General features: G+C 72.0%; 23 protein-coding genes. 13 read left to right on the top strand and 10 right to left on the bottom strand.

Annotation, left to right across the window (positions count from 1 at the left end; translation table 11 throughout):
* Positions 1–3 precede the first annotated feature (3 nt).
* The 6 genes from pstB to C1701_RS12180 form a co-directional block, all read right to left on the bottom strand.
* Positions 4–780: a phosphate ABC transporter ATP-binding protein PstB gene (gene pstB / locus C1701_RS12205; protein WP_026419671.1), complete on the bottom strand. Its 777-nt coding sequence runs from the start codon at positions 778–780 to the stop codon at positions 4–6.
* A gap of 16 nt (positions 781–796) precedes the next feature.
* Complete coding sequence (gene pstA, locus C1701_RS12200) at positions 797–1,708, bottom strand: phosphate ABC transporter permease PstA (RefSeq protein ID WP_026419672.1); 912 nt, start codon at positions 1,706–1,708, stop codon at positions 797–799.
* Between the two features lie 5 nt (positions 1,709–1,713).
* On the bottom strand, positions 1,714–2,619 hold the full coding sequence (gene pstC / locus C1701_RS12195) for a phosphate ABC transporter permease subunit PstC (RefSeq protein ID WP_035273710.1): 906 nt from the start codon (positions 2,617–2,619) through the stop codon (positions 1,714–1,716).
* 209 nt (positions 2,620–2,828) lie between these two features.
* Positions 2,829–3,944, bottom strand: coding sequence for a phosphate ABC transporter substrate-binding protein PstS (gene pstS / locus C1701_RS12190; RefSeq protein ID WP_030104605.1), 1,116 nt, complete (start codon positions 3,942–3,944; stop codon positions 2,829–2,831).
* Positions 3,945–4,163: 219 nt separating this feature from the next.
* Positions 4,164–5,126: a mycothiol synthase gene (gene mshD, locus C1701_RS12185; protein WP_026419674.1), complete on the bottom strand. Its 963-nt coding sequence runs from the start codon at positions 5,124–5,126 to the stop codon at positions 4,164–4,166.
* Positions 5,127–5,153: 27 nt separating this feature from the next.
* Positions 5,154–5,924, bottom strand: coding sequence for a winged helix-turn-helix transcriptional regulator (locus tag C1701_RS12180; protein WP_051314186.1), 771 nt, complete (start codon positions 5,922–5,924; stop codon positions 5,154–5,156).
* 136 nt (positions 5,925–6,060) lie between these two features.
* Here C1701_RS12180 and C1701_RS12175 point away from each other — a divergent pair, with 136 nt between their 5' ends.
* The 8 genes from C1701_RS12175 (at position 6,061) to C1701_RS12145 (ending at position 11,049) form a co-directional block, all read left to right on the top strand.
* Positions 6,061–6,852: an alpha/beta hydrolase gene (locus C1701_RS12175; protein ID WP_337662248.1), complete on the top strand. Its 792-nt coding sequence runs from the start codon at positions 6,061–6,063 to the stop codon at positions 6,850–6,852.
* Entirely contained in the window at positions 6,849–7,640 is a 792-nt protein-coding gene (locus C1701_RS12170) for an LmeA family phospholipid-binding protein (RefSeq protein ID WP_026419675.1), read from the top strand. The genes C1701_RS12175 and C1701_RS12170 overlap by 4 nt, the downstream gene beginning before the upstream one ends.
* Positions 7,641–7,760: 120 nt before the next feature.
* A complete protein-coding gene (locus C1701_RS12165; RefSeq protein WP_337662247.1) occupies positions 7,761–8,132 on the top strand; it encodes a thioredoxin family protein in 372 nt (123 codons plus the stop codon).
* 53 nt (positions 8,133–8,185) lie between these two features.
* Positions 8,186–8,380 carry a putative leader peptide gene (locus C1701_RS28125; RefSeq protein WP_372492987.1) on the top strand — a complete coding sequence of 65 codons (195 nt, stop codon included), beginning with the start codon at positions 8,186–8,188 and terminating at the stop codon, positions 8,378–8,380.
* A gap of 138 nt (positions 8,381–8,518) precedes the next feature.
* Positions 8,519–8,989: a DUF4395 domain-containing protein gene (locus C1701_RS12160; protein WP_026419677.1), complete on the top strand. Its 471-nt coding sequence runs from the start codon at positions 8,519–8,521 to the stop codon at positions 8,987–8,989.
* A gap of 29 nt (positions 8,990–9,018) precedes the next feature.
* Positions 9,019–9,861: a sulfurtransferase gene (locus C1701_RS12155; protein ID WP_103055938.1), complete on the top strand. Its 843-nt coding sequence runs from the start codon at positions 9,019–9,021 to the stop codon at positions 9,859–9,861.
* 2 nt (positions 9,862–9,863) lie between these two features.
* The gene (locus C1701_RS12150) at positions 9,864–10,163 is read left to right on the top strand and encodes a DUF1416 domain-containing protein (protein WP_030104610.1); all 300 of its coding nucleotides are present in this window, start codon (positions 9,864–9,866) and stop codon (positions 10,161–10,163) included.
* A gap of 247 nt (positions 10,164–10,410) precedes the next feature.
* A complete protein-coding gene (locus C1701_RS12145; protein ID WP_026419679.1) occupies positions 10,411–11,049 on the top strand; it encodes an FABP family protein in 639 nt (212 codons plus the stop codon).
* 126 nt (positions 11,050–11,175) lie between these two features.
* Here the strand turns inward: C1701_RS12145 and C1701_RS12140 are convergent, their stop codons facing one another.
* Positions 11,176–12,033: an aminodeoxychorismate lyase gene (locus C1701_RS12140; protein ID WP_030104611.1), complete on the bottom strand. Its 858-nt coding sequence runs from the start codon at positions 12,031–12,033 to the stop codon at positions 11,176–11,178.
* 236 nt (positions 12,034–12,269) lie between these two features.
* Here C1701_RS12140 and ygfZ point away from each other — a divergent pair, with 236 nt between their 5' ends.
* From ygfZ to C1701_RS12115, 4 genes are all read left to right on the top strand, one after another.
* Positions 12,270–13,442: a CAF17-like 4Fe-4S cluster assembly/insertion protein YgfZ gene (gene ygfZ, locus C1701_RS12130; RefSeq protein WP_030104613.1), complete on the top strand. Its 1,173-nt coding sequence runs from the start codon at positions 12,270–12,272 to the stop codon at positions 13,440–13,442.
* A gap of 93 nt (positions 13,443–13,535) precedes the next feature.
* Positions 13,536–14,393 carry a 3-keto-5-aminohexanoate cleavage protein gene (locus tag C1701_RS12125; RefSeq protein WP_026419683.1) on the top strand — a complete coding sequence of 286 codons (858 nt, stop codon included), beginning with the start codon at positions 13,536–13,538 and terminating at the stop codon, positions 14,391–14,393.
* An 89-nt stretch (positions 14,394–14,482) separates the two neighbouring features.
* Entirely contained in the window at positions 14,483–15,058 is a 576-nt protein-coding gene (locus C1701_RS12120) for an RsiG family protein (protein WP_026419684.1), read from the top strand.
* Between the two features lie 81 nt (positions 15,059–15,139).
* Positions 15,140–16,096: an asparaginase gene (locus C1701_RS12115; RefSeq protein ID WP_103055936.1), complete on the top strand. Its 957-nt coding sequence runs from the start codon at positions 15,140–15,142 to the stop codon at positions 16,094–16,096.
* Here C1701_RS12115 and C1701_RS12110 read toward each other — a convergent pair.
* Complete coding sequence (locus C1701_RS12110) at positions 16,089–16,982, bottom strand: hypothetical protein (RefSeq protein ID WP_026419686.1); 894 nt, start codon at positions 16,980–16,982, stop codon at positions 16,089–16,091. The genes C1701_RS12115 and C1701_RS12110 overlap by 8 nt on opposite strands.
* Positions 16,983–17,165: 183 nt before the next feature.
* Here C1701_RS12110 and C1701_RS12105 point away from each other — a divergent pair, with 183 nt between their 5' ends.
* Positions 17,166–17,351, top strand: coding sequence for a DUF3073 domain-containing protein (locus C1701_RS12105; protein WP_026419687.1), 186 nt, complete (start codon positions 17,166–17,168; stop codon positions 17,349–17,351).
* A 1,025-nt stretch (positions 17,352–18,376) separates the two neighbouring features.
* On the opposite strand, the gene purM is transcribed toward C1701_RS12105, so the two are convergent.
* Together purM and purF are read right to left on the bottom strand one after the other, a co-directional pair.
* Complete coding sequence (gene purM, locus C1701_RS12100; RefSeq protein WP_372492986.1) at positions 18,377–19,483, bottom strand: phosphoribosylformylglycinamidine cyclo-ligase; 1,107 nt, start codon at positions 19,481–19,483, stop codon at positions 18,377–18,379.
* A gap of 162 nt (positions 19,484–19,645) precedes the next feature.
* The gene (gene purF, locus C1701_RS12095) at positions 19,646–21,187 is read right to left on the bottom strand and encodes an amidophosphoribosyltransferase (protein ID WP_103057034.1); all 1,542 of its coding nucleotides are present in this window, start codon (positions 21,185–21,187) and stop codon (positions 19,646–19,648) included.
* Position 21,188: the final 1 nt, after the last annotated feature.

Below are 21,188 nucleotides of genomic sequence, written 5' to 3'. Positions count from 1 at the left end.
GGATCAGCCGAAGCGGCCGGAGATGTAGTCCTCGGTGGCCCGCTGGCTGGGGTTGGAGAAGATCCTGCTGGTCTCGTCGATCTCGACCAAACGGCCCGGCTGCCCCACCCCGTGCAGGTTGAAGAAGGCGGTCTGGTCACTGACCCGCGCGGCCTGCTGCATGTTGTGGGTGACGATGACGATCGTGAAGTCCTGCTTGAGCTCGGTGATCAGGTCCTCGATGGCCAGGGTGGAGATTGGGTCGAGAGCCGAGCAGGGCTCGTCCATGAGCAGCACGTCCGGTTGGACGGCGATGGCCCTGGCGATGCAGAGCCGCTGCTGCTGTCCGCCGGACAGCCCACCACCGGGCTTGTTCAGCCGGTCCTTGACCTCCTCCCAGAGGTTCGCGCCGCGCAGCGACCGCTCGCAGACCTCGTCGAGCTGCTGGCGGTTCTTCGTCCCCGCGAGCCGCAGCCCGGCCACGACGTTGTCGCGGATGGACATGGTCGGGAACGGGTTGGGCCGCTGGAAGACCATGCCGATGGTGCGGCGGACCTCGACCGGGTCCACGCCGGCGCCGTAGATGTCGGCGCCGTCGAGCAGGACGCTGCCGTCGACCCGCGCGCCGGGGATCACCTCGTGCATCCGGTTCAGCGAACGGAGCACGGTCGACTTCCCGCACCCCGAGGGGCCGATGAACGCCGTGACGCTGCGCGGCGGCACCGAGAGCGTCACGTTCTCCACGGCGTGGAACTTGCCGTAGTAGATGTTCAGGTCCTTGACGTCAATGCGCTTGGCCATCGTGATTACGTCCCGACTACTTGGTCTTGACCGCGGACAGCCTCGACACGAGGGTGGCGGCGAGATTGAAGAGCATGATGATCAGGATCAGGGTGAGCGCGGCTCCCCAGGTCCGGTTGAAGCCGGCGGCCTCCGGGTTGGTGAACTCCTTGACCATCAACAGCGGCAGGTTGGCCATGCTGCCCTCGAAGATGTCCATGTTGATCCGCGCCGAGTAGGCCATCAGGATCAGCGCGGGAGCGGTCTCACCCATGATCCGCGCGACGCCCAGCATGACGCCGGTGACGATACCGGAGAGGGCCGTCGGGATGACGACCTTGACGATCGTCTTCCACTTGGGGATGCCCAGGGCGTAGGAGGCCTCCCGCAACTCGTTGGGCACCACCCGCAGCATCTCCTCGGTACTGCGCACGACCATCGGGATCATCAGCAGCAGCAACGCCAGGCAGTTCGCGAACGCGCTGCGGGAGAACCCGAAGATGCTGATCCAGACCGAGTACACGAACAGCGCGGCAACGATGGACGGCACGCCGGTGAGGATGTCCACCGTGAAGGTCGTCACCCGGGCGAAGCGGGTTCCGGCCCCGTACTCCACCAGGTAGATGCCGACCAGGATGCCGATGGGCACGGCGATCACGGCGGTGACGAGTCCCTGCGCGATGGTGCCGTAGATGGCGTGGTACGCGCCACCGAGGTCCTCGTTCGCCCGGACTCCCGAGAGGGAGTGGCTCCACCAGTCGGCTCGGAGCAGGCTCTCCATGCCCCGGCTCGCCACGGTCCACAGCACCCAGACCAGGGGGATGACCGCCACGACGAAGCACAGCGACACCATCACCGTGGCCGCGAGGTTCTTCGCCTTGCGTCCGGTGCTGATGCCCTGGAACGACGGGGGCTGGGCGGGGCGTTCCAGTTCGAGTTCGGTGCTCACTTCTCTCACTTCCCCGTCCGGCTGGTGGTGATCCAGCGAGCCAGCGCGTTCACCACGAAGGTGAGCACGAAGAGCACCAACCCGGCGGCGATGTAGGCCCCGGCGGAGATCTCGTTGTTGAACTCGGCGGCGTCGTTGGCGATCTTCGACGCGATGGTGGCGTCCCCGTCGAACAGGGACAGCTCCGGGGCCCTCCCGGAGGCCCCCGAGAGGATCAGGTAGAGGGCGACGGTCTCACCGAGCGCCCGGCCGAGGCCCAGCATCGAACCGCTGACGTACCCGGCGCGCCCGAAGGGCAGCACGGTGGTCCTGATGACCTCCCACCGGGTCGCGCCGAGCGCGAGCGCGCCCTCGATCTGGTCCTTCGGTGTCCGCTCGAAGATCTCGCGCGTGATGGCGGTGATGATCGGCAGGATCATGACCGCGAGGACGATGCCGGCCGTGAAGATCGTGCCGCCGCCACGGATGGAGACGTTGCCGTCGGAGAACAGCGGGAACCAACCGAGGTTGGTGTTCAGCCACTCGGCGGTCGGGACGAGCGCCGGGCCGAGCACCTGGAGCCCCCACAGGCCGAAGATGATCGAGGGCACCGCGGCGAGCAGGTCGATGATGTAGGCGAAGACCCGGGCCAGGGCCCTTGGCGCGTACTGGGTGAGGAACAGCGCGATGCCCAACGCCACCGGCATCGCCAGCACCAGCGCGAAGGCGGCGGTGGCGACCGTCACCCAGAGCAGGTAGAGGATGCCGAACCGCATGTCGTTCGGGTCCCCGGTGGTCCACTCACCGCTGGTGAGGAAGGAGACCTGGTTGGCCTGGAGCGAGGGGAGCGCCTGGAGCAGCAGGAAGATCCCGATCGCGGCGATGAGCGCCACCACGAAGCCGCCGGAGCCGAGCGCGAGGCCCCGGAACACGCGGTCGCCGGGACGCCGGACCGTGCCACCCCGACCGGCGGAACCGGCCGCTGGCGGCTCCGCGCCACTGCCAGTGTTGGTGGTTTCGGTTGCGTTGCTGATGGGACCCTCCGGAAAAGCCGGTGACGCCCCACGCTGGGTGGGGCGTCAAGCCGCTCACTTACTGCTGACCCAGTGTCCCGCGCGGGGGAACACGGCAGGCGCCCTGGTCACGAAATGGTCTCGACGGAGTCCAGCAGCTGCTCCTGGAACTCGTCGGGCAGCGGCACGTACCCGAGGGTGGAGAGGTTCTCCTGGCCGGTGGTGGCCGCGACCCGCAGGAAGGACTTCACGGCCTCCGCCGTCTCGCTCTCGGGGTACTCCGAGCACACGATCTGGTAGGTCGCCATGACCAGCGGGTAGGCGCCCTCGGTCTGGGTCCCGTACACCGAGTCGAGGTCGATGACCATGTCGGCGCCGTCACCGGCGAGCGAGGCGTTGGTGATCGCGGCCCCGGTGCTCTCGTCGTTCAGCTCGACCGCGCCGGAACCGTTGTCGATCTGGGCGATGCTCAGGTCGTTGCTGTGCGCGAAGGACACCTCGACGTAGGTGACGGAGCCCTCGGTGCTGGCGACGCCGCTGGCGACACCGTCGGACTTGGCCCGGCCGTCACCGACGCCGCCGGTGAAGGACTTGCCCCCGCCGGAGGTCCAGGCGTCACCGGCCGCGGCCTCCAGGTACTGCTGGAAGTTCTCGGTGGTGCCGGACTCGTCACTGCGGAAGATCGGGAGGATCTCCTGGTCCGGGAGGTCCACGCCCTCGTTCAGCGCGGCGATGGCGTCGTCGTTCCAGGACGTGATGGTCCCGTTGAAGATCTGGGCGATGGTCTCGCCGTCCAGCACCAGGTCGTCCACACCCGGGAGGTTGTAGGCGATCGCGACCGGGCCGAAGACCATCGGCAGGTGCAGCGGGACCGCGCCCTCGCACCGGTCCGTCGCGGCGGTGATCTCCTCGTCCTTCAGGGGCGAGTCGGAACCGGCGAAGTCGACCTGACCCGCGTTGAACTGCTTGATGCCCGCACCGGAACCGGTGGGGTTGTAGTCGATGGAGAAGCCCGCGCACTCTTCCTGGTAGACGACGCTGAACTCGTCCATCGCGTTGGCCTGGGAGGACGCACCCTCGGCCTGGATGTTCTCCTGGCCAGCGCACTCGCCGCTGGTGCCGCCGTTGCCCCCCTGCGCGTCGTCACCACGGCTGGCACTGTTGTCGTCGGTACCGCAGGCCGAGAGCAGCAGAGCGCTAGCGGCGGCCAGGCCCAACGCGGTGAGGTGCCGCTTGGTCTTCACGTGATCCTCCAGAACCGGAGATTTCCCTCTGGGCAGCGGTTTGCCGCCGATGAGGACGGTAGGCAGTGCTGGTGGCCTACTCCTGGGGGGAAGGTGAACGAAAGGTGAACAAGTCGCTGCGAGTCACGATTCCGCGCGGCAGGAGGCCCCTCCTGGCAGGAACTACCCCGCCTATCAGGCGACTTGGGCATCACGTTCGGTAGTTGCCGCCGCAGCAGCTCACCGGGAGAACTGAACATCGGTCTCGCGGTGGGTGAAGCCCAGCTTCTCGTACACCCGGATGGCTGCCCCGTTGTCGCCCTCGACGTAGAGCAGCACGTCATCGAGCCCCTGGCCCGCGAGGTGGCGCAGCCCCGCCAGGGTCAGCGCCGTGCCAAGACCGGTGCCCTGGGCCTCCGGGTGCACGCCGAGCACGTAGACCTCGCCGTGCGGTTGGTCGCCCTGGTGCACCTTCGTCCAGTGGAAACCCAGCACCCTGCCCTCGCCGTCGACGGCGAGCAGGAACCCCGCCGGGTCGAACCACGCCTCCTCCTGCTGGCGCCGCAGGTCGGCGACGCTCAACGAGCCCTGCTCCGGGTGCCAGGCGAAGGCGAGGCGGTTGACCTCGACCACCTCCTCCTCGTCCCGCCCCGGGACGAAGGAGCGCACCCCGACCCCCTCCGGCCAGCGGGGCTCCGGCAAGGTCGGCGACAGCTTCGCCCACATCCGCCAGAGCTGGCGAGCCTCCCGGAAACCGAAGCGGGCCGCGAGCCGCGCCGCCGCCGGGTGCCCGCTGTGGGACCACACGCGCAGCGTGTCGCCGGGTTCGCCCTCCTGGGTCACGGGCAGGCCCATCCGCTCGAGGAGCGCACGGACCAGCTCCGAGCCGACCCCGGCACCCCGGTGTTCGGGGTGCACGACCAGTTCGGCGACGGCGCGCCCCTCGGAGTCGCCCTCGGTGTCGAGGAACGCGTACCCGGCCAGCTCTCCCCCGGCCAGGCGGGCGACGAAGTGCTCCGAGCCGGCGAGGTCGCCCTGGACCCGCTCCACCTGCTCGGCGGCGGGGCTCCGCTCGCGCAGTCGGCGCAGCACCTGATCGGACACCGGTGCCGCCCCGTCGGCGGCCGTCGCCGCGTCGAGCAGGGCATCCACCTCGGCCACGGTTCCGGCGGACAGGCCGTTGCGCCAGGTCACAGTCAGCACGACTCCACGGTAACCGTCGCCGGCGGGCTAGCGAGCGCCCCGTCCGACTGGCACCGCGCCACGCTCCGGCCGGGCCCCCGACTCCGGCGTGGAGTCGACCTCCGCGCCCCTGGCCGCGCGCGCCGAACCCAGGCGCACGAACTTGTACCCGACGTTGCGGACGGTCCCGATGAGCTGCTCGTGCTCGGGTCCGAGCTTCGCCCGCAGCCGCCGCACGTGCACGTCGACGGTGCGCGCTCCACCGAAGAAGTCGTAACCCCAGACCTCCTGGAGCAGCTGGGCCCTGGTGAAGACGCGGCCCGCGTGCTGCGCGAGGTACTTGAGCAGCTCGAACTCCTTGTAGGTCAGTTCGAGCGCCCGGCCACGCAGCCTGGCCGTGTAGGTGGCCTCCTCGATGACGAGGTCACCGAACGCGACGACGTCGCCGTCACCGTCCCGCTGACGTCCGCCTCGACCTCGGACCAGGCGGAGCCGCGCCTCGACCTCGGCCGGCCCGGCGGTGGGGAGGAGGAAGTCCGCGACGCCCCACTCCTCGGTGAGGGCGACCAGGCCCCCCTCACCGACGATCGCCACGACCGGGGTCTCGGATCCAGCCCCTTCGAGCAGGGCGCAGAGCCGTCGCGCCTCGGCCAGGTCGGTGGTGGCGTCCACCAGGATGAGATCGCTGGACCTGCGGTCGATGAGCGTGGTGGGCTCCGGGGGAGCGACCTGCACCCAGTGCGGCAGCAGGGACAGCGCCGGTAGGACGGCGTGCGGATTCGGGGCGGAGGTGAGGAGCAGAATCTCGAAACCAGCCATGCCGTGGCCTCCCTTCGTGCCGGCCACGGCGAGCAACGTCACGACCGGCGTACCAGGCCTCGTTGCCCTCCGAACATGAGGGAGTATAAGCACTGTGACCCGCCCGAAACGAGAGCTGACCGCGCATGTCACAGCCGTGACGAACGACGGCGTGCGGTTACGTGGCGTACACCTGCCCGGTCCCTCGGCCGGCTGCCCGGCCCCCGGCCGCCCCGACACCGCCATCGTGGTCGCGCACGGATTCACCAACCACAGCGCCACCCCGGCGATGGACCGCCTCCTGCGCCGGCTCGCCAGGCGCGCGGCGGTCTTCGCCTTCGACTTCCGCGGGCACGGCCGGTCCGGCGGCGCCACGAGCGTGGGCGACCGGGAGGTCCTGGACATCGCCGCCGCGGTGGAGTTCGCCCGCAACTGCGGGTTCCGGCACGTCGCGACACTCGGGTTCTCCCTCGGCGCCGCCGTGGTGCTCCGGCACACCGCGCTGAGCGACCCCGCCCACCGCCCCCAGGCCGTCTGCGCGGTGAGCGGTCCCGCTCGCTGGTGGGTCCGGGAGACCGCTCCCATGCGCCGCGTGCACTGGCTGCTGGAGCAGCCGGCCGGGCGGCTGGTGGCCAGGTCGCTGGGGGTCCGACTCGGCGCTCCGTGGCGGGAGGTCCCGCTCTCCCCTGTCGAGGTCGCGGACCGGGTCGCACCGACCCCGCTGCTGCTCCTGCACGGAGAACGGGACCACTACCTGCCCACCGACCACGCCGTGGCGCTGCACGACGCCGCCGGGGAACACGGCGAGTTGTGGCTCGAACGGGACATGGGCCACGGCGAGGGCGGCATGACCCCCGCCGTCGCCGACCGGGTCGCCGAGTGGCTGCTCGACCACGCGGTTCCCCCGACTCGCCACCGCCACCTCATCAAGACGGGAATGTCCGGTTGAAGAAGTTAGTCATCGCGATCGTCATCCTGGCCGGGCTCCTCGTGGTCGCCGACTTCGGCGCGGCGGCCGCCGCCGAGTACCAGGTGTCCAACCGGCTCCGCAACGTCCTCGGCCTCGCGGACGACCCCGAGGTGCGGGTGAACGGCTTCCCGTTCCTCACCCAGGCGGCGGCGGGCGACTTCCGGGACGTCCAGGTCTCGGCGAACGGGGTCCCGGTCGGTGAGCTGCGGGACGTGGGTGTCGAGGCCACCCTCCGCCACGTGCGGCTCTCGCTGTCCGACGTCATCGGCGGCTCCCTCCAGGAGGTGCGCATCGACGAGGTCGAGGGCCGGGTCCGCCTCCGGGCCAGCGACCTCGGCCGGGTGATCGGCATCCCCGACCTGCGGATCGAACCCGCTCCCCCCGAGGAGGTCGAGGAGGCTGCCGAGGGGGGCGACGAGGCCGGCGACGGGGCCGCCACGGCCAGTGACGCCACCACTGCCGCCGTGCAGCTGACCGGGTCCATCGACCTGGCCGGCGAGCAGGTGGAGGTCTCGGTGATCGGGACCATCTCGCTCACCGGCGGCACCCAGGTGGCGATCTCCCCGAGCCGGCTGGCGGTCGATCCCGGCGGCACGGGCCCCGTGGAGCTCGCACCCCAGCTCCAGCAGTCCCTGCTGGGTTCGTTCAGCACGACGGTGGAGGCTGGCAACCTCCCGCTCGACGTCACGCCCACCGCCGTGCGGGTGGAGAGCGGGGCGCTGCTGGTGGCGGGCTCCGCCACCGACGTGGTGATCCGGAACGGGTGAGCGGCGCTGCACTCGGGACTCGTCGGGCTGCTGGCGGCCCTGGTCGGCGCCGGGGGGTTGGGGATGGCCCACCGGGCGTGGCAGGGCCGGCCCCGCGTGCCTCGGAAGGGAGTGGAAACGGTGACAGGCCTGCCGGAACGCGTCCGTGAGCTGGCCGCCCGGCTGCTCGCCGAGCCCGAGGAGGATGGTCGCCCGGCCAACGTGGCCCTCGTCCAGCTCTCCAGCACCTTCTGCGCCCCATGCCGGCACACCAGGGTCGTGCTGGCGCGGCTCGCCCGGTCGACCCCCGGGCTGCGCCACACCGAGCTCGACCTGGGCAGCGCACCCGAGGTCGGAGAACGGCTCCGGGTCAGCCGGACACCGACCACTCTCGTGCTGCGGGCCGACGGCACCGAGGCCTTCCGCTTCGCCGGTGTCCCGAAGGGGGAGGCGCTCGCCGAGGCGTTGGCTCCCCTGCTGGCGCCCCCTCCTCCCGCCGCTGGCCCGACCTGACCCACCCGAGCACCCGGCACGGCTCCTCTTCGGACCCGTCGAACACCGGGCTGGTGGGAGCCCGCCGCTGGCCCGGGGCTCCCGGTGGTTCTGACAACCGGCGCGTGGACGGCCGTTTCGGATGGTGGGAAGCCTTCCCGCGCCCCGGGCGTTCGGGTAACCTCGGACACGTGCATGTACTGCTGCTGACCAAGCGACGGGCGGTTGACCTGTGCCGCGTCGCGAGCAGCCTGTGTCGCACCTGCTGACCGGGCGGTAGCAGCAGCCCAGCCGCGCGATACGAGCGGTGGCCCGACCGGCCACGCCGTGTCCGCCGCGCGCGGGTCGTCCCCCACCGCCCCTGACGGACTTCGCCGAGATGTCTTCTCACCGTCAGGAGGGCCAGCATGTCCGTTGAGCAGACCGTCGACCCGCGCGGTGCGCGGTTCTCCGCCCTGATCACCAGTGTGGTCCTGGGAATCGTCCTGCTCACCGGGAGCTGGCGCCTGCTGGCCGCGCAGGTGGTGCTGTTCGCGATGTGCGCGTTCGTGAGTCTTCGGCTCAACCCGTGGGGGCATCTCTACCGGAGGACCATCCAGCCACGGCTGCGGTCGGAAGCGGACCGGGAGGACAGCGGTCCGGTCCGGTTCGCCCAGGGGGTGGGCTTCGCCTTCTCCCTGCTCGGGTTGGTCGGCTACGCGAGCGGACTCACGCTGCTCGGAGTCGTCGCCACCGCCGTCGCCCTGGCCGCGGCCCTGCTCAACGCCGTGTTCGGTCTCTGCCTCGGGTGCGAGCTGCACGCGCTGGTCCGGCGCGTCGTCGTCACGAGGAGCACGCGCACCGAGCCGACCGGGCACCCCATGACCGACAGCCCCTGACACCCACCGAACAACCGAGGAGCCGCCAGATGAGCCGCGAGAAAGTCCTGGTCTCGACCGAATGGGCCGAACGGAACCTGAACACCGAGGGGGTCGTGTTCGCCGAGGTGGACGAGGACACCACCGCCTACGACGGTGGTCACATCCCCGGCGCCGTCCGGCTGGACTGGCGGGAGGAGCTCCAGGACCACGTCCGACGCGACTTCGTGGACCGGTCCGGGTTCGAGAAGCTCCTGTCCGAGAAGGGCATCGCGAACAGCGACACCGTCGTGCTCTACGGGGGCAACAACAACTGGTTCGCCGCGTACGCCTACTGGTACTTCACGCTCTACGGGCACCGGGACGTGCGGCTGCTCGACGGCGGCCGCAAGAAGTGGGAGCTGGACGGGCGGGAGCTGACCAAGGAGGTCCCGGTCCGGGAGGCGACCACCTACACCGCCTCAGAACAGGACCTCTCGCTGCGGGCGTTCCGCGACGAGGTCGTCGACGCGATCAACGTGAAGAACCTCGTCGACGTCCGCTCCCCCGACGAGTTCGCCGGCAGGTTGCTGGCGCCGGCTCACCTGCCGCAGGAGGCGGCCCAGCGGGCCGGCCACATCCCCAGCGCGATCAACGTGCCCTGGAGCAAGGCGGCCAACGAGGACGGGACCTTCAAGTCCGACGAGGAACTGAGGGCGTTGTACGAGGAGGCCGGGCTGGACGGCTCCCGGCCGACCATCGCCTACTGCCGGATCGGCGAACGCTCCTCCCACAGCTGGTTCGTGCTGCGGGAGTTGCTCGGCCACCAGGACGTGAAGAACTACGACGGCTCCTGGACGGAGTACGGCTCGCTGGTCGGGGTCCCCGTCTCGAACCCCTCGGAGGTGTCCTGACGATGGAGGGTTGCGGAGCTCCCCCGCAGTCGGCCGAGCCGACTCGGGACAGCGGGGACCAGGTCGTCGTCACCGGGCGCGTGTTGGCCGGGTCCGAGCCGGTGGGTGGCGCGTACGTCCGGCTGCTCGACAGCGGAGGCGAGTTCACGGCCGAGGTCGTCTCCGCCGGTAGCGGCGACTTCCGCTTCTACGCCGCCCCGGGTTCCTGGCGGGTGCGGGCCCTGCACCGCTCGGGGACCGGCGAGGCACTGGTCACCGCCGACGGTGTCGGCGTCCACCGCACGGACGTCGTCCTGACCTGATCGCGGCGGCCGGCGCCACGCCGGGGTTCCCGGCGGCGCCGGCCCCGCCACGGGCCTGGTCCACCGCGACCTCGCCCACGGTTCCCGTCGTGGCCGACGACCTCATGGGTATGCTCGGCACGTGGGATGGGAATGGTTCTTCACCGGTCTGCTGGGGCTCGCCACGGTGCTCGTACTGTGGTTCGCCGTGTACGTCATCTACCGGCTGTACTCCGACCAGCGCTGACCCGGGATTGCTGAAGTAGCTATGTCGACGCCAGACGAGCCAGGGACCCGCAGTGGCGACGAGGCGGTGCGCAGGGCCGATGAGCGCGCCGCGAGCACACGGGACCGGAACATCCCCGAGTTCGACGACCTCCCGTCGACTCCGGACACCGCGAACCTCCGGCTCGGGCCCAACCTGAACGACGCCTGCCTGTCCCTGCTGCCGCTGGTCGGCGTGTGGCGCGGCGACGGCGTCGCGGAGCACCCGTCGCTCGACGAGCCCTACCAGTACCGCCAGCAGGTGACCTTCGCCCACGACGGGCGACCGTTCCTCTACTACGAGGCGCGTTCCTGGCTGTTGGACCAGGACGGCGAGCTGATCGGACCGGGTGCCCGGGAGGTCGGCTGGTGGCGTCCGCAGCCGGACGACACCATCGAACTGCTGTTGACCCACTCCGGTGGTGTGGCGGAGATCTTCTACGGGCGGCAGCGCAACCAGACCTCCTGGGAGCTGACGACCGACACCGTGGTGCGGACCGCGTCCGCCGAGGAGGTCAGCTCGGCGCACCGGCTGTACGGCATCGTCGAGGACGGTGACCTCGCCTACGTCGAGGAGCGGTCGTTGGCCGGTCAGCCGCCCCAGCCGCACATCTCGGCGCGCCTGCGCCGCGTCGTCGGCTGACGGGGTCCCCCGACGTCGAGGCGGTCGGGCGCCCACCGGCGCCCGGTGCCCCGCCCGCCCGGCCCGATCACCCCCACGAGGGACACCGGGTGTCCGGGCGCGGTCGGGGAGGGCGCTCTCCCGGTCTCACACCCGGTACTCCGAGGCGAGCAGGTCGGTGAGCTCGGAGTGCAGCGCCGCCCGCGTCCCCGTGTCCGGCAGTTCCCGCCCGTCCAGCGTCCTGACCTGGGTCAACTGCCGGACGCTCGACACGAGCCAGAGACCGTCGGCGCCCGCCAGCTCGTCCACGCCGACCGGCTCGACGCTGGTCGTGAACCCGGCGCGTTCCGCCGCCCGGAACAGGGCCAGCTGGGTCGTGCCGACGAGGATGCCGCTGTCCGGCGGCGGGGTCCGCAGGTGGCGCCCCTCCGCCAGCACGACCGTGGACGTGGGCCCCTCCAACACGCTCCCGTCCGTCGCGACGAAGACGACCTCGTCGGCGTCCCGACGGGCCGCCTCCCGGAGCGCGGCCATGTTGACGGCGTAGGAGAGCGTCTTCGCGCCCAGCAGCAGCCACGGCGCCCGCTCCACCAGGTCGGGGGCGTACCCCCGGTCCAGGGTGATCACGGAGACGCCCTGCTCCCGCCTGCGCAGCACCTCCGGCGAGACGGCGGTGCCCATCGCCCAGGCGGTCGGTGTGCCGTCGCCGCCCTCGACGCCCCGGGTGCACACGAGCCTGAGGGCCATCTCCCCCGGCTCGCGCCACGCGCCCAGCACCGCCTCGACGCCTCGCTCCCAGTCGGCCCTGGGCGGCGGGGAGAGGTCGAGGAGCGCCGCCGACCGGGCCAGCCGCTCCAGGTGGGGACCCAGCTCACGGGGCCGGCCGTCGACGACCAGGATCGTCTCGAAGACGCCGTCCCCGCGCAGCGGACCCAGGTCGTCCGCTCGCAGCAGGGGGGCGGTGTGGTCGACGATCGTTCCGTCCAACAGCGCCAGCACGGTCATGGGCACAGACGATACGACCTCGGTGGCCGCACCCGGTGGGCGGTGGGAACAGCCAGCCGAACTCCCCGGGCCCGTCCCGGAGGTGGTTACCATCGGGCGGGTGGGCCTCGTGGGACCAACCAGCCCACCCGGTGCGGTTCGTCGGGAACGCCGCCGTGCCGACGGCCCGACCGAACCCGCGCCGGGGCTTCCGGTGCCCGACGGGCTCGCGGCCACCGAATCGGAGGACTGAACTCATGGCAGACCCGACCAGCGGGTCCTCGACCACCTACCGCTCCCCCCTGCTGGAGCTGCCGAAGGCGGTGCCGGCCCCGGACGATTCGCCGGACAGCGCGGTGCCCTGGCACTTCGGCGATCCCTTCGTCGAGCAGCGGGCCGCGGAGACCGGTGCCGTCGTGGTGGACCGCTCCCACCGGCAGGTCATCGCCGTTCCCGGCGAGGAGCGGCTCAGCTGGCTGCACCTGCTGATCTCCCAGCACGTCACCGAACTGCCCGACGGGGCGGGGACCGAGGCGCTCATCCTCGACAGCCAGGGGCGGGTCGAGACCCACCTGGTGCTGGCCCACCTCGACGGCTGCGTGTGGATGGACACCGACCCCGGCAGCACCGTGACCGGGGCCCGCCAGCAGGCCAACCAGCCGGTGCTCCAGTACCTGGAGGAGATGCGGTTCTGGTCGAAGGTGGAGCCGAGGGACGCCAGCGACGAGTACGCGGTGCTGTCCGTGGTCGGGCCAGCGGTCCCCACGATCCTGGAGGGCGTCCTCGGTTCCACCCCGGCCCCGCTGTCCGACCCGAACCTGACCCCGGTCGCCGCCCTCCCGGGAGGTGGCCTGGTCCGGGTCGTGGGCTGGCGCACCGGTCCGACGGCCGACCTGCTCGTGCCGCGTGGCGAGCTGCTCGACTGGTGGCGTCGTCTCGTCGAGCTCGGCGCGCGCCCCGCGGGCAGCTGGGCGTACGAGTCGCTGCGGGTCGCGGCGCTCCGCCCCAGGGCCGGGTTGGACACCGACGGCAGGAGCATCCCGCACGAGCTGGGCTGGATCGGGGGGGCAGCGCACGTCGCCAAGGGCTGCTACCGGGGCCAGGAAACCGTGTCGAAGGTGCACAACGTGGGCCGTCCGCCCCGCCGTCTGCTGCTGCTGCACCTCGACGGGACGCCGGAACTGCTGCCCGAGCCGGGCGACCCGGTCAGCTCGGAGGGCAGGTCGGTCGGCCGGGTCGGTACCGTCGTCCGGCACCACGAGTTGGGGACGATCGCGCTGGCCCTGGTCAAGCGGTCGGTTCCGGTCGAACGTGAGCTCACCGCCGGGATCCCCGAACGCGAGGTCGCCGCGGCGGTGGATCCGGACTCGGTGCCGCCGGAGGCCGGCGATCCGCCCGGGCGGATCGCGGCGCAGCGCCTGCGGGGCTGAGCCGTTCGCCGGGCGACGGGCCCCGACCCGGGGGATTTGATCTTGATGGGCGGCTTCTCGATCGCGTTCCGCCGCCTGTGCCAAGATTCCGGAATGGCTTCTCCGACGGCGCGACCGCCCGAGCCCGGCACGATCATCACGGTCGCCCCGACCGGTTCGGTCCACCGCCCCGCCGAGGTGCCGAACCTGCCGGTGTCCCTGGACGAACTGGTGGCGACGGCGCGGGACTGCGAGCGGGTCGGGGCCAGCAGGGCGCACGTGCACGTGCGGGCCCCGGGAGGTGAACCGTCCCTGGACCTGGGTCGGCTGATCGACACCGTCTCCGCGCTCCGCGCGGAGACGGCACTGGTGGTCCAGCTCGCGACCGCCGCCGTCGGCGCGGTCGGCGAGGACGAGCGGCTCCGGGTGCTCGAGGCGATGCCGGACATGGCGTCCTGCCCCCTCGGGTCCGTCAACGTGGGCGACGACGTCCTCGTCAACCGCTGGCCCTTCGTGGTCGAGTGCCACCGCCGGATGCGGGACCGCGAGATCGTCCCCGAGTACGAGGCGTACGACCTGGGGCACCTCGCGGCCCTGCGCCGCCTGCTGGCCGAGCACGGTCCACCGGTGGGACGGGTCCACGTCAACCTGGTGATGGGGCTCCCCGGTGGGATGCCCGGCGACGCGGACACCGTCGTGGCGGCGGCCAGGCTGCTCCCGCCGGGAGCGAGCCTGTCCGTGATGGGGCTCGGGCGGGTGGGGCTGCCGGTGATGCTGGCCGCCCTCGCTGTCGGCGGGCACCTCCGGGTGGGTATGCAGGGAACACTGTCCTATGCCGCCGGGGAGCGGGTGCGGAACAATGCGCAACTGGTGGCCAGGGCGGCCGGCCTGGCCAGGATCGCGCAGCGCCCCCCGCTCTCCCCCACGGCGGCGCGCGAGTTCCTCGGAGTACGCGCCGTGGACGGCGACTGAACCGTGGGCGCACCGGACGGCGAGCGGCCCCACGGGCGAACACCGCATCGGACTTGGGTGGGCACGACGATGAGGCTGAAGGTGTCGACATGATCGAGGTACGACCCGGTGGGCGCAGGAGGATCGACCGCGTACTGGCCCCCGACTACCTGACCGGCGTTCGTGACAGGTCGCTGGCGGAGGTTCGTGACCTGCGGGACGAGGCGGCGCAGGAGGAGACGGACCTGTCGTACCTGCGCCGGTTGCTGCACGCGCGCATCGACATCGTGGTGGCCGAGCAGCGGCGACGCGCCGAGGGCGGTTCCGCGTCCGTGGTGGAACAGCTCGCCCTGATCCTGTCCCGCAACGCGATCGGCCCGGCGACGGGCTCCGGGCGCTACCAGAACCCGGAGCCCTCCAGGGCGGAGTCCCACCGGCGCCACGTCGAGGCGCTGGTGTCCGACGTGGACCTCTCGGACGTCACCTCGCTGCCGGACGAGAAGCTGGCGGAGGCCGCCGAGGGCTACTCGGCGGAGGAGGAGTCGGTGTCCCTGCGCCGGCGCCAGGTGCAGACCGTGGTGGACACCCTGAACGAGGAGATCGCGCGCAGGTACCGGGAGGGCAGGGCCTCGGTCGACGAACTGCTCGCCAGGGAACGGCACACCCCCGGTCAGGAGCCCGGCTGAGCGGCCCCCGAGCACGGGGCGCTGGTCGCGGTCCTGACCGAGTGACGGGCCCGGTGGGGGGCGGTCCGTAGCATCCCCGTGATGAGCGTGCCCCTCGTAGAGGTCGTCAGGTCAGGTTTTCGGGAGAGCGTCCACCACGGCTCGGTGGCGTTGCTGGACGCGGACGGGCGGGATGCCGGTTGCCTCGGGGAGGTCCTGGCCCCGGTCTCGCCCCGGTCGGCCAACAAGCCCTTCCAGGCGCTCGCCCTGCTGCGCGCCGGTTTCGCCCCCCTCTCGGACGCGGACCTCGCGCTGTCGTGCGCCTCGCACAGCGGCGAGCCCGACCACGTGGCCCGGGTCCGGGGGTTGCTGGCCACCTACGGGTTGACCGAGGCCGCGCTGCGGTGCCCACCGGACCTCCCGTTGTTCCCCTCGGCCAGGAACCGGGTGCTGGCGGCGGGCGGCGGGCCGGCGGCGGTGACGATGAACTGCTCCGGCAAGCACGCCGCGATGCTGGCCACCTGCGTGCGCAACGGGTGGCCGACCGAGGACTACCTGTCCGCCGAGCACCCGCTGACGGCGGCGGTGTCCGAGACCATCGCCGAGTTGACCGGTGAGCAGCCGGGGCCGCCCGGGGTCGACGGGTGCGGCGCGCCCCTGTTCACGCTGTCCCTCACCGGACTGGCCCGCGCCTACGCCCGGCTCGTCACCGCGCCGGCGGGCAGCCAGGAGGCGCGGATCGCGCACGCGATGCGCGCTCACCCCCGGTTGGTGGCCGGAACCGGCCGCGAGGACACCCTGCTGATGTCGGCGGTCCCGGGGTTGTTGTGCAAGATCGGCGCGGAGGGGGCGTGGGCGCTGGCGCTGCCGGACGGCCGGGTCGCCGCCCTCAAGATCGACGACGGGGCGTCCCGCGCCCGGCAGCCCGTCGGAGTGGGCGCGCTTCGCGCGTTGGGGGTGACCTGGACCCCGGAACTGGCGGAACTCGCGGAGGTGCCCGTCGAGGGCGGCGGCCGCCGGGTCGGCTCGGTGCGGCTGCTCCCTGGCGTCCTCAGTTGAGCCGTTCGCGGGTGGCCACCTCGGTCCAGAAGTCCCGCAGCTTCTCGTACCGGATGGCGACCTCCTCCGGGTTCTCGCCGCCGAGCGCGGCGAGCGCCTCCTGGACGTCGGCCGCCGAGGTGTCGTCGGTGAGGGTGTCGTCGTCGAGCAGCTGGACCAGCCCGCCGTAGTCGAGTTCCACGGCCGAACCCGGGTCGAAGTGGTCGAGCCAGCGGGAGGTGTCCCGGAGCAGCGCCGCCGGCCCGTCGGTGCCGAGCGTGTCCTCCAGCCGCTGGCGGGCCTCCTCGGCCCGCTCCAACGCGCGCACCATCGGCACCCGCCAACACACCCGCCGGTTCGCGTCGCCCAGCGGCGTCAGCACCACCTGGCGCTCCTCCTGCCGGACCAGGGCGAACCACGGCAGCGGGACGCGCCAGGTCGCCGTGACGACGTGGACGGCGCCGCCCAGCACCCCGGAGACCGCCGCGGTCGCCCGCGCCCGCGCCACCTCGGGTGGCACGTCGACGGCGGCGCGCAGCAGCGGGGGGCTCGCGCTGCCGAGGAACCCGACCAGGCCGGCCGCCGCCCTGGCGCGGACGTCCTGCGGGCAGACGAGCGGGCCGGGGCCGACCTCCACCGAGGGGTAGCCGGCGACGTCCTCCGGATCGAGGACCAGGACTCCGGGGACGTGCTGCCCGGGGCCCGCGCCGTCAGGGCCGTCGAGGGGCAGCAGCCGACGCGGCTGGGAAGTCTGTGAACGCAACCACAGTTCGCGTTCCCAGTCGCCCACGGTTCCCGGATCGAGCGGGCCGTCCCGTAACGCCCGTTCCACGGCCGAACGTGACTCCCCGTGGAAGGCGGACAACGGTTCGTACACCCGGAGGTAGGCGACGAACGGACGAGGCACGAGCAAATCCTGTCATGAGCAGGGACGGTGGGGGTGGGCGGTGGGGACTGCGTCACGTAGAACGGATGCCACGTCGCATCTACCCCGGCAGTCACGGTACGGTAGTGGGCAGGAAAAGCTGTCGAGACGATACGGGGCCGCCGTTCCCCCGGCCGCCCCGTTCCTGTGCGAGGGGGTCGAGCCATGGGGCGCGGCCGAGCGAAGGCCAAGCAGACAAAGGTGGCCCGGGAGCTCAAGTACAACACCCCCGCCACGGACTTCGATGCCCTACAGCGCGAGCTGTCGGGCACCGGGTCCTCTGGCGACCGGTCGGACAACGACCGACCCGATGACTCGTACGACGACTGGTACGACGAATACCGCCGCTGATTCGGTTGACTGCTCAACCGAACGACGGGGTGAGAACCCCGTGGGGGTGTTGTGGCAGCCACTCGAATCGTCGGGTCTCGTCACGGGTCCGGGGTCCTTGTACTACGGGGCCTTGCCGGAGCAGCAAGCACCACACGCGACAGGACCAGGTGAGAAGCCTGGTCCTGTCGCGCGTGTTGCCGAAGTTGGTCCGGTGCCGCCCGCCCACCGGGCTTCGGTGCGGCGGCGATCCAGCCTGTCCTGGTCCGGGGCACCACGCCGCTCCGGCGGCGACGCGCTCCGCCGGATCTCGCAGGCCTCCGGCACGGCCGGGCTCGTCCGGTGCACCGCCGCCTCGCGCGCGGCGACTGGGGGTGCCGGCTCTCGTGCCGACGACGTCGCACCGGCGGTGTCCGCTCTCCCCGTCCACGGTGCGGCCAGGCCGCTGGATCCGCGTCCCTGATCGGTCGGCCTCCGCGTCTGGTCGCCGCCTGACGCGGCCCACCCTCCGAGCGGCGGGCGCGCTCGCGAGTGGTGTGCCCGGCGGCCCGAGGTAGTCCGGCCGCTGCGCGGGCCGAGGTGGCCGAGGGGCATCCCACCAGGCCCGTCAGGCGCGCCGCACCGCCGGTCCTCCCCAACAACCCGGTACGTGGGATCTCACCTCGGCGGGCCCGGTGCGGGCGGACCGGCGTCGCGCTGCTCGACGGGGGCGACACGGAGCCGGGGGCCCACCGGCGCGGGCCCCGGGGTGCCGCTTCCGGGGTGCCCGCGACGGCTGGCGCGGGCACCCGCCCACGAGGGGCCGAGGGCGTCCCCACCTCGTCCCGCGCTCCGCTGGACGGCCTCCGGCCCCTGATCACCAGGTGGGCGCACGGCCAGCCGGGGGTGCGCGACGAGTTCACGAAGGTGTCGGACGAACTCCCAACCCGCGCTCACCCGCACGCGGCGACCCACGGCCCCGCCGCGCACGCGGTGGCACCCGCCGGGTGCGGGGAAGTGGCCGGGCGGGACCGCACCGGCCTCGGCCGGACGTTCCCGCCCACCGGTCAGAACCGGGGGTGCTCCCCCGTCAGCAGGACGGCTGGCCGGTTCTCGTCATCCCCGACCACGTCCGGGGTCCGGCGGACCTCGCCGGCCACCCAGGCGGGCACGTGCCGGGCGGTGAGCACGGCCAGCGCGCGGTCGGCCTCCTCGGCGGCCACGACGGCGACCATGCCGACCCCCATGTTGAAGGTCTGCTCCATCTCGTCCCGGCCGACCCTGCCGCGCTGCTGGATCATCGAGAAGACGGGCGAGGGCGTCCAGGTGCCCCGGTCGACCACGGCGGTGAGCCCCTCGGGCATCACCCGTGAGAGGTTGCCGGCGAGACCGCCCCCGGTCACGTGCGCGAAGGTCCGGACCTCGGTCTCGGCGATCAGCGCCAGGCAGTCCTTGGCGTAGATGCGGGTCGGCTCCAGCAGCTCCTCCCCCAGCGAGCGACCGAACTCCTCGACGTGCCCGGAGAGGGGGACCCGAGCGATGTCCAGCAGCACGTGCCGGGCCAGCGAGTACCCGTTGGAGTGCAGGCCGGAGGAGCCCAGGGCGATCACGGCGTCACCGGGGCGCACCCGGTCCGGCCCGAGCAGGGCGTCCTCCTCCACGACCCCGACGCCGGTCGCCGACAGGTCGTAGTCGGTGGCGGCCATCATGCCCGGGTGCTCGGCGGTCTCACCGCCCAACAGCGCGCACCCCGCCTGGACGCACCCCGTGGAGATGCCCTTGACCAGCTCGGCGATCCGCTCCGGCACGACCTTGCCGACGGCGATGTAGTCCTGGAGGAACATCGGCTCGGCACCGCACACGACCAGGTCGTCGACCACCATCGCGACGAGGTCGATGCCCACCGTGTCGTGGATGTCGAGCGCCTGGGCGATGGCGATCTTGGTGCCGACCCCGTCGGTGGACGAGGCGATCACCGGCTCCCGCCACCGGTCGAGGCGCAGCTTGAACAGGCCCGCGAACCCCCCGAGGCCCCCCATCACCTCTGGCCGGGTGGCCTTGGCCGCCCACGGCTTCAACCGTTCCACGGCTTCGTCCCCCGCGGAGATGCTGACTCCGGCCGCGGCATAGGTGGCGCTGGACATCTCGGGCTGGGCAGTCACAACTGGCTCCATGTCATCTGCTGACAAAATCTCGTCGGCCACGCTACGCGCGGTGATTCCCGGTCATCGCCCTCGCGGGGCGGCCCGTGGCGTCACACGCGCGCGGTCGCCATCCACCTTTCCCAGGTCGACGCCTCATCGGCGGTGAGACGTCCGTTCACGACCGATGCTTACTCATGGCCGACGTAGCGCGTCGGCCGCGCCGTTGCCTTGCGGCTGTGCTGGCTCCGCGGGACCGGCCACTCCGCGTTCCGCGCCACCGTCAAGACCCTCGAGCAGAAACTTGCCGATCATGCGGTCGGCCGGCAGCGGGATCGGGTAGTCGCCGTCGAAGCACGCGGCGCACAACCTGGTCCTGGGCTGCTCGGACGCGGCGATCAGCCCGTCCAGTGAGACGTAACCGAGCGAGTCGGCTCCGATGGACCGGCGAATCCCGTCCTCGTCGATCCCGTTCGCGATCAGCTCGGCCGGGGAGGCGAAGTCGATGCCGTAGAAGCAGGGCCAGCGGACCGGCGGGGAGGCGATCCTGACGTGCACCTCGACGGCACCGGCCTCGCGCAACATGCGCACCAGCGCGCGCTGCGTGTTGCCCCGCACGATCGAGTCGTCGACCACCACGAGGCGCTTGCCCCGGATGACGTCGCGCAGCGGGTTCAGCTTGAGCCGGATGCCCAGCTGCCGGATGGTCTGGGAAGGCTGGATGAACGTCCGGCCGACGTAGGAGTTCTTGACGAGACCCTGGCCGTAGGGGATGCCCGACTCCTGCGCGTAGCCCACCGCCGCGGGGGTGCCGGACTCCGGGACCGGGATGACCAGGTCGGCGTCCACGGGGTGTTCGATCGCCAGCCGCCGCCCGATGGCGACCCGGGCCGCGTGCACGGAACGGCCGGAGATGGTGCTGTCCGGGCGGGCCAGGTACACGTACTCGAAGACGCAGCCCTTGGGTTCCGGCGGGGCGAAGCGGCTGCTGCGCAGTCCCTCCGCGTCGATGGCGACCAGTTCGCCCGGTTCGACCTCGCGCACGAAGGACGCGCCCACGATGTCGAGGGCGGCCGTCTCGCTGGCGACGACCCATCCCCGGTCGAGCCGGCCGAGGCAGAGCGGTCGGACGCCCTGGGCGTCGCGGGCCGCGTAGAGGGTGGTCTCGTCGGAGAAGACGAGCGAGAACGCTCCCCGCAGGGCGGGCAGCAGCTCCAGCGCGGCGTTCTCCAGCCCGGTGTCGGCGGCGGCGGCCGCCAGCAACGCGCAGACGACGTCCGAGTCGGTGGTGGCCTCGGGGTTGCCGTCCCGCCGCCGGGCGGTCCGCCCGTCACCGTCGCCCGTGCCCTCGGTCAGCTCGCGGAGCCGCTCAACCAGTTCCGCGGTGTTGACGAGGTTGCCGTTGTGGCCCAGCGCGAGACCGCTGCCGGTGGCCGTGGTCCGGAACGTGGGCTGGGCGTTCTCCCAGCTGCCGGAGCCGGTGGTCGAGTACCGGTTGTGGCCGACGGCGACGTGACCCCGCAGCGAGGAGAGCACCTGCTCGTCGAAGACGTGGCTGACCAGGCCGAGGTCCTTGTAGACCACCAGCTTGGAGCCGTCCCCTACCGCGATGCCGGCCGCCTCCTGACCCCGGTGTTGCAGGGCGTACAGGCCGTAGTAGGTGAGCTTCGCCACCTCCTCGCCGGGAGCCCAGACACCGAAGACCCCGCACTCCTCGTGCGGAACGTCCCGCTCCACG

The sequence above is a fragment of the Actinoalloteichus sp. AHMU CJ021 genome (assembly GCF_002895405.1).
Lineage (GTDB): Bacteria > Actinomycetota > Actinomycetes > Mycobacteriales > Pseudonocardiaceae > Actinoalloteichus_B > Actinoalloteichus_B caeruleus.
Note: the sequence above shows the minus strand (reverse complement) of the source record. Positions and strands in the feature narration are given on the sequence as shown.

What these genes read in the sequence shown, in the direction of transcription:
- C1701_RS12115 (WP_103055936.1), top strand. Translation starts at nt 15,140, where the DNA reads ATGAGCGTGCCCCTCGTAGAGGTCGTCAGGTCAGGTTTTCGGGAGAGC.
- C1701_RS12105 (WP_026419687.1), top strand. Translation starts at nt 17,166, where the DNA reads ATGGGGCGCGGCCGAGCGAAGGCCAAGCAGACAAAGGTGGCCCGGGAG.
- C1701_RS12120 (WP_026419684.1), top strand. Translation starts at nt 14,483, where the DNA reads ATGATCGAGGTACGACCCGGTGGGCGCAGGAGGATCGACCGCGTACTG.
- C1701_RS12125 (WP_026419683.1), top strand. Translation starts at nt 13,536, where the DNA reads ATGGCTTCTCCGACGGCGCGACCGCCCGAGCCCGGCACGATCATCACG.
- purM (WP_372492986.1), bottom strand. Translation starts at nt 19,483, where the DNA reads ATGGAGCCAGTTGTGACTGCCCAGCCCGAGATGTCCAGCGCCACCTAT.
- C1701_RS12160 (WP_026419677.1), top strand. Translation starts at nt 8,519, where the DNA reads ATGTCCGTTGAGCAGACCGTCGACCCGCGCGGTGCGCGGTTCTCCGCC.
- C1701_RS12140 (WP_030104611.1), bottom strand. Translation starts at nt 12,033, where the DNA reads ATGACCGTGCTGGCGCTGTTGGACGGAACGATCGTCGACCACACCGCC.
- pstB (WP_026419671.1), bottom strand. Translation starts at nt 780, where the DNA reads ATGGCCAAGCGCATTGACGTCAAGGACCTGAACATCTACTACGGCAAG.
- C1701_RS12150 (WP_030104610.1), top strand. Translation starts at nt 9,864, where the DNA reads ATGGAGGGTTGCGGAGCTCCCCCGCAGTCGGCCGAGCCGACTCGGGAC.
- C1701_RS12155 (WP_103055938.1), top strand. Translation starts at nt 9,019, where the DNA reads ATGAGCCGCGAGAAAGTCCTGGTCTCGACCGAATGGGCCGAACGGAAC.
- C1701_RS12145 (WP_026419679.1), top strand. Translation starts at nt 10,411, where the DNA reads ATGTCGACGCCAGACGAGCCAGGGACCCGCAGTGGCGACGAGGCGGTG.
- ygfZ (WP_030104613.1), top strand. Translation starts at nt 12,270, where the DNA reads ATGGCAGACCCGACCAGCGGGTCCTCGACCACCTACCGCTCCCCCCTG.
- C1701_RS12180 (WP_051314186.1), bottom strand. Translation starts at nt 5,924, where the DNA reads ATGGCTGGTTTCGAGATTCTGCTCCTCACCTCCGCCCCGAATCCGCAC.